This window comes from Vibrio sp. 378 (assembly GCF_033339435.1).
In genome coordinates this window covers 1-858 of sequence record NZ_JAWOUO010000301.1, presented here as the reverse complement: position 1 = coordinate 858, position 858 = coordinate 1, and the positions used below count along the sequence as shown (strand labels likewise).

At 45.5% G+C, this 858-nt stretch carries 2 protein-coding genes; both read left to right on the top strand.

Annotated elements, in window-relative coordinates; all coding sequences use genetic code 11:
* On the top strand, positions 1-456 hold a 456-nt coding region (locus R7Q48_RS25850), incomplete at its 5' end, for a catalase-related domain-containing protein (RefSeq protein ID WP_318133031.1).
* 101 nt (positions 457-557) lie between these two features.
* Positions 558-858: ankyrin repeat domain-containing protein (locus R7Q48_RS25845; RefSeq protein ID WP_318133029.1), on the top strand; the 301-nt coding region annotated here is incomplete at its 3' end.

The following is an 858-nucleotide window of genomic DNA, read 5'->3' as shown; positions in this document are numbered from 1 at the left end:
GCTGACACTCAGCTTTACCGCTTAGGCGCGAACTTGTTCCAGCTGCCAGTGAACCGTCCGTTAACGTCTGTTCGTAATCATAATCAAAATGGTTTGAGCAATAACGCGCAGCTGAGCAATGGGGACGTAAATTATGAACCAAGCCGCAAGCTTAACTTGGCTGAAGACAATCAGTTTAAAGCGGTAGAAACCAAGCTCGTAGGTACGGTTCAGCAAAAAGCGATCAGCAAACCACGAGATTTCTACCAAGCTGGCGTGTTGTACCGCAGCATGAATGAACAAGACAGAAGCGATCTGATTGCTAACCTAGCGGGCGACCTGAATAAGGTAATGGATAAAGACATCAAAGCGACGATGGTGAGCTATTTCTATCGTGCAGACAAAGAATACGGTTCGCGTCTTGCTGAAGCGACCGATACCAATCTCTCGCAAGTGAAAAACAAAGCGATGATGTAAGGCGTAAAGTTTTGGCCTGCGGGAGAAGTATCTGCTCTTTTCTGCCCGAAAATCAGGGCTCTCGTAGGCCATTTTCTGTCATTTTTAATGAGGACGGGTGAATGAAAAACGTATTCTTGCTCAGCTCTGTACTATTTTCTTTGGGTTTATCTTTAAGCTTGTTTGCCTCTCAAGACAAACTCGAAACTCAATATCAATCCTTAGTAGAGCTCTTTTTTGATGCTGCGCGCATTGGTAATAATGAAGTGGTTGAAACCTTTGTATCGCAAGGTTTCCCGATTGATCAGCGCAACAACGAAAGTTACACCGCGCTAATGGTGGCGGCATATCAGGGTAATAAAGACACGGTACGGTTACTGCTCGACTCTGGAGCGAATGCCTGTTTACAAGACAAGCGTGGTA